This is a genomic window from Streptosporangium sp. NPDC023615 (genome assembly GCF_040640155.1).
Taxonomy (GTDB): domain Bacteria; phylum Actinomycetota; class Actinomycetes; order Streptosporangiales; family Streptosporangiaceae; genus Streptosporangium.
Genome location: NZ_JBFABE010000013.1, coordinates 144511 through 153614, shown reverse-complemented (window position 1 = coordinate 153614; position 9104 = coordinate 144511). Strand labels below are relative to the sequence as shown.

General features: G+C 69.0%; 7 protein-coding genes. 4 read left to right on the top strand and 3 right to left on the bottom strand.

What is annotated here, in order from left to right; translation table 11 throughout:
• Window positions 1–65: 65 nt before the first annotated feature.
• The 3 genes from mmsB to chvE form a co-directional block, all read right to left on the bottom strand.
• Window positions 66–1319, bottom strand: a complete 1254-nt coding sequence (gene mmsB / locus AB0G16_RS13465; RefSeq protein WP_362803532.1) for a multiple monosaccharide ABC transporter permease — start codon at window positions 1317–1319, stop codon at window positions 66–68.
• 9 nt (window positions 1320–1328) lie between these two features.
• Window positions 1329–2858, bottom strand: coding sequence for a multiple monosaccharide ABC transporter ATP-binding protein (gene mmsA, locus AB0G16_RS13460; protein WP_362803529.1), 1530 nt, complete (start codon window positions 2856–2858; stop codon window positions 1329–1331).
• A 107-nt stretch (window positions 2859–2965) separates the two neighbouring features.
• Window positions 2966–4102, bottom strand: a complete 1137-nt coding sequence (chvE, locus tag AB0G16_RS13455) for a multiple monosaccharide ABC transporter substrate-binding protein (protein WP_362803527.1) — start codon at window positions 4100–4102, stop codon at window positions 2966–2968.
• Window positions 4103–4305: 203 nt separating this feature from the next.
• On the opposite strand from chvE, the gene AB0G16_RS13450 reads away from it, so the two are divergent.
• The 4 genes from AB0G16_RS13450 (at window position 4306) to yjfF (ending at window position 9033) form a co-directional block, all read left to right on the top strand.
• The gene (locus AB0G16_RS13450; RefSeq protein WP_362803524.1) at window positions 4306–5328 is read left to right on the top strand and encodes a LacI family DNA-binding transcriptional regulator; all 1023 of its coding nucleotides are present in this window, start codon (window positions 4306–4308) and stop codon (window positions 5326–5328) included.
• Window positions 5329–5486: 158 nt separating this feature from the next.
• On the top strand, window positions 5487–7004 hold the full coding sequence (locus AB0G16_RS13445) for a sugar ABC transporter ATP-binding protein (RefSeq protein ID WP_362803521.1): 1518 nt from the start codon (window positions 5487–5489) through the stop codon (window positions 7002–7004).
• Window positions 7001–8050 (top strand): ABC transporter permease, encoded by a 1050-nt coding sequence (locus AB0G16_RS13440; protein WP_362803518.1) that lies wholly within the window; start codon window positions 7001–7003, stop codon window positions 8048–8050. The genes AB0G16_RS13445 and AB0G16_RS13440 overlap by 4 nt, the downstream gene beginning before the upstream one ends.
• A complete protein-coding gene (gene yjfF / locus AB0G16_RS13435; protein ID WP_362803515.1) occupies window positions 8047–9033 on the top strand; it encodes a galactofuranose ABC transporter, permease protein YjfF in 987 nt (328 codons plus the stop codon). The genes AB0G16_RS13440 and yjfF overlap by 4 nt, the downstream gene beginning before the upstream one ends.
• Window positions 9034–9104 lie beyond the last annotated feature (71 nt).

Sequence of the window (9104 nt, the reverse complement as noted above, 5' to 3'; positions counted from 1 at the left end):
CGCTCGCTGGTGACGAAGCCCGGCACCTCGGCGTTGGTCGAGTCGGACATCAGCATGACCCGGTGTCAGCGGCCCCCGCCGGCGCGGCGCTTGGTCCAGACGTCCAGGGCCACGGCGGCGAGCAGGACCAGGCCCTTGAAGAGCATGACCCGCTCGCTGGGCGCGCCGATCAGCGACATGCCGTTGTTGATCACGGCCATGATGAGGCCGCCGGTCAGGGCGCCGACCACCCTGCCCACCCCGCCCTGGACGGCGGCGCCGCCGATGAACGCGGCCGCGATGGCGTCCAGCTCGAAGTTGCCGCCCGCGGTCGGACCGGCCTGGTTCAGCCGCCCGGCGAAGATGATCCCGGCGAGCGCGGCGAGCACCCCCATGTTGACGAAGATCCAGAAGGTGACGGACTTGACCTTGATGCCGGACAGGCTCGCCGCGTTCAGGTTGCCGCCGATGGCGTAGATGTGACGGCCGAACACGGCGCGGTTGGTCATCAGCGTGTAGCCCAGCACCAGGAGGGCCAGCAGAACCAGCACCCAGGGCAGGTTCTTGAACCGGGCGAGCTGGACGAGGACCACCATCACCACCGCGGCGGCGGCACCGATCTTCAGCAGGAACAGCGGCAGCGCGTCGACCTTCTGCCGGTAGCCCAGCCGGGCCTGGCGGGCCCGCCACTGGGTCAGGGCCAGCCCGCCCACCACGACCAGGCCGACCAGCAGCGTCAGCAGGTCGGCGCCGCCGAGCGGGCCCAGGCCGATGTTGCCGAGGTAGCCGGGCACGAAGCCGTTGGCCAGGGTCCGCACCTCGTCGGGGAAGGGGCCGATGCCCTGGTTGCCGAGCACGGTCAGGGTCAGCGCCCTGAAGATCAGCATTCCGGCCAGGGTGACGATGAACGCCGGGATGCCGAAGTAGGCGATCCAGTAGCCCTGCCAGGCCCCGATCAGCGCGCCGGCGATCAGCGTGACGAGGATCGCCAGCGGCCACGCCACGTCCATGTCGACCATGAGCACCGCCGCGATCGCGCCGGTGAGCCCCACCACCGATCCGACCGAGAGGTCGATGTGACCGGCGATGATGATCAGGATCATGCCGATCGCCAGGATCAGGATGTAGGAGTTCTGCACCACGATGTTGGAGATGTTCTGCGGGCTGAGCAGCTCACCGTCGGTCAGGACGGAGAACAGCACGATGATCAGTGCGAAGGCGATGTAGATGCCGCTCTGCCGCAGGTTGACCGAGAACCGGCCGGCCGGTGTCTTGGCGGGCACCAGGGGAAGGCCGCCGGTCGGTGGCGCGGTTTCTGTCGGGACCTTGCCGCTGCTCATCGTGTTCCCCTATTCCTTTTCCTTGGTCATGAACTGCATGAGCCGCTCCGGGGTGGCCTCCGCGCGGGAGACCTCGCCGGTGATGCGACCGGCCGACATGGCGTAGACGCGGTCACAGACGCCCAGCAGCTCGGGAAGCTCCGAGGAGATGACCAGAACGGCCTTTCCCTGGTCGGCGAGCCGGTTGATGATCGAGTAGATCTCGTACTTGGCACCCACGTCGATGCCGCGGGTCGGCTCGTCGAGGATCAGCACGTCGGCGTCGGTGAAGATCCACTTCGACAGCACGACCTTCTGCTGGTTGCCGCCGCTCAGCTTCCCGGTGACCGACAGCACGCTGGGAGCCTTGATGTTCATGCTCTCCCGGTAGCCGTCGGCGACCTCGTACTCCCTGTTGTCGTCCACCCAGCCGCGCCTGGCGAGCTTGCCCAGCGCCGCGGCCGAGACGTTGCGCTTGATGTCGTCGATCAGGTTCAGCCCGTAGCGCTTGCGGTCCTCGGTGGCGTACGCGATGCCGTGGGCGATCGCCTCGCCGACCGTGCGGAGCCTGATCTCCCGCCCGTTCTTGTAGGCGCGGCCGGAGATGTTCACGCCGTAGCTGCGGCCGAACACGCTCATCGCCAGCTCGGTGCGGCCGGCGCCCATGAGCCCGGCCAGGCCGACGATCTCGCCGCGCCGCAGCGTCAGGCCGGCGCGGTCGACCACGACGCGGTCGGGGTCGACGGGGCTGTGCACGGTCCAGTCCTCGATCCGCAGCACCTCCTCGCCGATGTCCGGCTCGTGCGGCGGGAAGCGGTGCTCCAGGTCGCGGCCGACCATGCCGGAGATGATGCGGTCCTCGCTGATGTCGTCGCCGCGCATGTCCAGGGTCTCGATCGTCCGCCCGTCCCGCAGGATCGTGGTGGTGTCGGCGATGGCCCGGATCTCGTTCAGCTTGTGCGAGATGATCACCGAGGTGATGCCCTCGTCGCGCAGCCCGCGCAGCAGGTCGAGCAGGTGCGCGGAGTCCTCGTCGTTGAGCGAGGCGGTCGGCTCGTCGAGGATGAGCAGCCGCACCCGCTTGGAGAGCGCCTTGGCGATCTCCACGAGCTGCTGCTTGCCCACCCCGATGTCCATCGCGAGCGTCGTCGGGTTCTCCCGGAGCCCGACGCGCTCCAGCAGCTCTGCGGCCTCGGCGTTGGTCCGGTTCCAGTCGATCAGGCCCCGGGTCGTCCGCTCGTTGCCGAGGAAGATGTTCTCCGCGATCGACAGGTACGGGCTGAGCGCCAGCTCCTGATGGATGATCACGATGCCGAGCTTCTCGCTGTCCCTGATGTCGGAGAAGCGGCACTGCTCGCCCTCGAAGAGGATCTCTCCCTCGTACGAGCCGTGCGGGTACACGCCTGAGAGGACCTTCATCAGCGTCGACTTGCCGGCGCCGTTCTCCCCGCAGATCGCGTGTATCTCGCCCCTGCGGACGGCCAGGTTGACGTCCTGCAGGGCTTTGACGCCCGGGAACGTCTTGGTGATCCCGCGCATCCGGAGTATGTCGTCGGTCATGCCGCCCGCCTTCGCAAGGTCCCCTCCGTCTTTCGAGCATCCGGCCGGCGGCGACGGAAGGGTCGCCGCCGGCCGGGTGTGCCGTCCGCCGTCGTGCCGATCTGGTCCTACTTGAGCTGGTCCTCGGTGTAGTAGCCGGAGTCGACGAGGACCTTCTTGTAGTTGTCCTTGTACACGATCACCGACTCCAGCAGGTTGGAGGGGACGACCTTGTTGCCGTTGTCGTAGTCCTTGGTGTTGTTCACCTCGGGCTTGCCGCCCTTGAGCAGGGCGTCGGCCATCTCGACGGTGACCGCGGCGAGCTGGCGGGTGTCCTTGTAGATCGTCGCGTACTGCTCACCGGCGATGATCGACTTGACCGAGGCGACCTCGCCGTCCTGGCCGGTCACGATCGGGTAGGGCTGGCCGGAGGTGCCGTAGCCGCTGCTCTTGAGCGCCGACAGGATGCCGATGGACAGGCCGTCGTACGGGGAGAGCACGCCCTGGACCTTGGTGTCGCCGGAGTAGTACTTGGTGATCAGGTCCTCCATGCGCTTCTGCGCGGTGGCCGGGTCCCAGCGCAGGATCGCGACGGTCTTGAAGTCGGTCTGCTTGCTCTTGACGACCAGGGTGCCGTTGTCGATGTACGGCTTGAGGGTGTCCATCGCGCCGTTGTAGAAGAACGTGGCGTTGTTGTCGTCGGGCGAGCCGGCGAAGATCTCGACGTTGAACGGGCCCTTGGCGTCGCCGTCGGAGCCGTCCTCCTTCTTCAGCTTGAGGCCGACCAGCAGCGAGGTCGCCTGCTGCACGCCGACCTTGTAGTTGTCGAAGGTGGCGTAGTAGTCGACGTTCGGCGAGTTGCGGATCAGCCGGTCGTAGGCGATCACCGGGATCTTCTTGTCGGCGGCCTGCTGGAGCTGGGTGGTGAGCGCGGTGCCGTCGATCGAGGCGACGATCAGCAGCTTGGCGCCGCGGGTGATCTGGTTCTCGATCTGGCTGGCCTGGGTGGGGATGTCGTTCTCGGCGTACTGGAGGTCGACCTTGTAGCCCAGCTTCTCCAGGGCGCCCTTGACGTTGTCACCGTCGTGGATCCAGCGCTCGGACGACTTGGTGGGCATCGTCACCCCGACCAGGGTGTCGGCGGGCGCGGCCGAGGCCTCGCTCGTCGCGCCCTGCTCCGAGGTCTTGACGGTGGAGCCACAGGCCGTCACCCCCATGGCAAGGGCCAGGCTCACCGCCGCGGTGGCCAGCTTCGCGAACTTCATCGCATACCTCCAGTAGGGGGAATTCTCGGGGGGAGATGTGAGCGCTAACAAAAGGGTATGGGTCAGTTAAGGCTGAGATGACCGTGACGTCAAGGGGGTGTTACCAAAGATCTTCACGTGACCTGACCGTAACGCGGGAGACGCTTGACGCGGGGCGTTGTTAACGCTCACAGTCTGTCCCAAGCCATCAGAAGGAGCCGACCGTGAACGCGAACCGCGACCGCCGTCCACCGGTGATGGCGGATGTCGCGACGAAGGCGGGGGTCTCCCACCAGACGGTCTCCCGCGTTCTCAACGATCACCCCAACGTGCGCGCCGAGACCCGGGCCCGCGTCCTGGAGGCGATCCACGAGCTCGGCTACCGGCGCAACATGGTCGCCCGGGCCCTGGTCACCCGCCACACCCGCACCCTGGGCGTGGTGAGCTTCGACACGACCCTCTACGGCCCGGCGAGCATGGTCTACGGCATCGAGCAGGCGGCCAGGGCGGCAGGTTACTTCGTCAGCATGGTCAGCCTCAAGACCATCGACACCGCGGGCGTACGCGACGCGCTCGGCTACCTCGCCGAGCAGGGCGTCGACGGGATCGTCGTCGTCGCGCCGCAGCGCTCGGCCGCCCCGGCACTGGCCGACGCGATCACCGACATCCCCGTGGTCGCCGTCGAGGGCGGCCACGACGGCGACGTCTCGGTGGTCAGCGTCGACCAGGTGGAGGGCGCCCGCCTGGCCGTGCGGCACCTGCTCGACCTGGGCCACGAGACCGTCTGGCACATCGCGGGACCGCCGGACTGGCTGGAGGTCGAGGGGCGCCGGGAGGGCTGGCGCGACGCGCTGGAAGGCGCCGGCCGCCCCGTCCCCGAGGCGCTGCCCGGCGACTGGAGCCCGCGCTCGGGCTACCGGGCCGGTCTGCGCCTGGCGGCGACGCCCGGTGTCACCGCGGTGTTCGTCGCCAACGACCAGATGGCCCTGGGGGCGCTGCGCGCCTTCGCCGAGCGGGGCGTGCGGGTGCCCGAGCAGATCAGCGTCGTGGGGTTCGACGACATCCCCGAGTCGGAGTTCTTCACGCCCCCGCTCACCACGATCCGGCAGGACTTCGGGGCGGTCGGCAGGCACAGCATCGAGGTGCTGCTCAGGCGGCTCGGGGCGGGAGCGGAATGGTCCCGCGAACGGCACGTCGTCCCGCCCAGGTTCGTCGCCAGAGCCAGCACCGCGCCCCCCGGCGGGTGACACGGACCCGGCCCGCACGCCCCGTCACGCCCCCGCCGCAGAACCGTCCCCGTCCCGTCACCGACCCGTCCACCCCCGGCCACCGACCCGGCGAGCCACCGACCCGGCGAGTCGCCCCCCGCGGGCCGCCCGCCCCCCGAGAGCAAGAGGAACGTCGTATGGCAGCACCCGATCCGATCCTGCGCATGACCGGCATCAGCAAGCAGTTCCCCGGCGTCAAGGCGCTGGACGGCGTGGACTTCCGGCTCCTGCCGGGCGAGGTGCACGCGCTGATGGGAGAGAACGGCGCCGGGAAGTCCACTCTGATCAAGGTCCTCACCGGCGTGCACGACATCGACGCCGGCCGGATCGAGCTGGCCGGCGCGCCCGTCTCCTTCGCGGGCCCCCTGGAGGCGCAGCGGGCAGGCATCAGCACGGTCTACCAGGAGGTCAACCTCTGCCCGAACCTCTCGGTGGCCGAGAACATCTTCATCGGGCGTGAGCCGCGCCGCCTGGGCCGCATCCGCTGGGGCGAGATGCGCGCCCGCGCCGCCGCGCTGCTCGAACGCCTGGAGCTGGACCTGGACGTCAACGCGCCGCTGTCGTCCTACTCGGCGGCCGTGCAGCAGATGGTGGCGATCGCGCGCGCGGTCGACATCTCCGCGAGCGTGCTCATCCTCGACGAGCCCACCTCCAGCCTGGACGCCGGGGAGGTCGCGCAGCTCTTCCGGGTGATGCGCAGGCTCAAGGGCGAGGGGATCGCCATCCTGTTCGTCTCGCACTTCCTGGACCAGATCTACGACATCGCCGACCGCATGACGATCCTGCGCAACGGCCGCCTGGTCGGCGAGTACCTCGTCTCCGAGCTCAGCCAGGTCGAGCTGGTCGGCAAGATGATCGGCCAGGAGCTCGCCGACCTGGAACGCCTTGACGACAAGCCCAAGGACCTCTCCCCGGACGCCAAGGCCGTCGTCGAGACACGCGAGCTCGGCCGGACCGGGGCCGTGGAGCCGTTCACCCTCACCATCCACGAGGGCGAGGTGCTGGGACTGGCCGGGCTGCTCGGCTCGGGCCGCACCGAGATCGCCCGCCTGCTCTTCGGCGCCGACCACGCCGGCACCGGCGAGGTCGTCGTCGACGGGACGCCGGTCTCGATGCGCACCCCGCGCGCGGCCACGAACCACAAGATCGCCTTCTGCCCGGAGAACCGGCGCACCGAGGGCCTGATCGCCGACCTCACCGTGCGGGAGAACATCATCCTCGCCCTGCAGGCGGCGCGCGGCTGGGCCAGGCCCGTGCCGCGCCGCCGCCAGGACGAGCTGGTGGAGAAGTACATCTCCGCCCTGAGGATCACCCCGCCCAACCCCGAACAGCTCGTCCGCAACCTCAGCGGCGGCAACCAGCAGAAGGTGCTGCTGGCCCGCTGGCTCATCGTCGAGCCGCGCCTGCTCATCCTGGACGAGCCGACCCGCGGCATCGACGTCGGGGCCAAGGCGGAGATCCAGCGGCTGGTCGCCTCCCTGTCCGACGGGGGCATGGCCGTGCTGTTCATCTCCGCCGAGCTGGAGGAGGTCCTGCGCCTCAGCCACCGGGTCGGCGTGCTGCGCGACCGGCACCTGGTGGCGCAGCTTCCCAACGACGACGCCCTCACCACGGACGTACTGATGCAGACGATCGCGAGCGGAGCCCGCACATGAACCAGGTGATCCGGCACCGCCTCTTCTGGCCGGCCCTCATCCTCGTGCTGCTGCTGGCCGTCAACGTCGTCTTCACCGACGGCTTCCTGTCGGTGGAGATGAAGAACGGTCACCTCTACGGCAGCCTCATCGACATCATCCGCTTCGGCGCCCCCCTGATCCTGGTCGCGATCGGCATGACGCTCGTCATCGCCACCGGCGGCATCGACCTGTCGGTCGGCTCGGTGGTGGCCATCTCCGGGGCGCTGGCCTGCCTGCAGATCAGCGGGCTGGAAGACCAGAACGCCGTCGGCGGCGTCCTGGCCGCGATCGGCATGGCACTGGCGCTCTCCCTGGTCCTGGGGATCTGGAACGGCTTCCTGGTCGCCGGCATCGGCATCCAGCCGATCATCGCGACGCTGATCCTGATGGTCGCCGGCCGCGGGGTCGCCCAGCTCATCACCGACGGCCAGATCATCACGATCAACAGCACCCCGTACAAGCTCATCGGCGGCGGGTACTGGCTGACCGTGCCGTTCGGCATCCTGATCGTGCTGGCCGTGCTCGCGGTCACCGCGTTCCTCACCCGGCGCCTGGCGCTCGGGGTGCTGATCGAGTCCGTCGGCGGCAACGCCGAGGCCAGCCGCCTGGCGGGCATCCGCTCCCGGGGCCTGATCATCCTGGTCTACGCCTTCTGCGGGCTGTGCGCCGGCATCGCCGGACTGATGATCAGCTCCAACGTCTCCAGCGCGGACGGCAACGCCGCCGGCCTGTGGATCGAGCTCGACGCGATCCTCGCCGTCGTGATCGGCGGCACCTCACTGGTCGGCGGGCGCTTCTCGCTCGGCGGCACCGTGCTCGGCGCGCTGATCATCCAGACGCTGACCACCACGATCTACTCCATCGGCGTGCCGCCGGAGACGACGCTGCTGTTCAAGGCGGTCGTCATCATCCTGGTGTGCCTGCTGCAGTCGCCCACCTTCCGGGAGAAGGTGTTCCGCCGCAGGGAACGCGGCCGGCCCGCCGCGCCCTCCGGTACCGATACGAAGGTGAGGATCCCGGCATGACCACCCCCAGCCTGCTCTCCCTGAACCGCCCGTTCCCGCGGGCGTACGTGCCGGTGCTGGTGACCGCCGGCCTGTTCCTGGCGATGTTCACGGCCGGCGGCCTGCGCTACGAGGGCTTCGCCTCCGGCCAGGTGGTGCTCAACGTCTTCGTCGACAACGCGTTCCTGCTGGTCCTGGCGGTCGGCATGACGTTCGTCATCCTCACCGGCGGCATCGACCTGTCGGTGGGGGCGGTGGCCGCGCTCGCCACGATGGTCTCGGCGAGCCTGGTGACGGACAAGGGCTGGTCCCCGCTGGTGGTCATCCCGCTGGTGCTGCTGATCGGCGCGGTGCTCGGCCTGGCCATGGGCTGCGTGATCCAGTACTTCGACATCCAGCCGTTCATCGTGACGCTGGCCGGCATGTTCCTGGCCCGCGGGCTGTGCTACGTCATCGGCACCGAGTCGATCTCCATCACCGACCCCACCTACACCACCCTGGCCCAGACCAGGATCGACCTGTTCGACGGTGCGTTCATCTCGCCGAGCGTGATCGTGGCGGTCGTGGTGATCATCGTCGCGGCCTACGTGCTGCAGTACACCAGGCTGGGGCGTAACGTGTACGCGACCGGCGGCAGCGAGCAGTCGGCGCTGCTCATGGGACTGCCGGTGGCCCGAACGAAGATCACCGTCTACACGATCAGCGGCTTCTGCTCGGCGCTGGGCGGGGTGCTGATGTCGTTCTACATGCTGTCCGGCAACCCGCTGCACGCGGTCGGCATGGAGCTGGACGCGATCGCCGCGGTGGTGATCGGCGGCACCCTGCTGACCGGCGGGTCGGGCTACCTGATCGGCACCGTGCTGGGGGTGCTCATCCTCGGGCTGATCCAGACGATCATCAGTTTCGAGGGGACCCTCAGTCCCTGGTGGACCAGGATCGTCATCGGCCTGCTGCTCTTCGCCTTCATCCTGCTGCAGCGCCTCGGCGTGATACGCCGTACCTGAACCAGCGGCTCGGGCGCGAGGCGCCGTCCCCGGAACCGCCGGCCCGGGGACGGCGTCCCACGTCCGGGCCC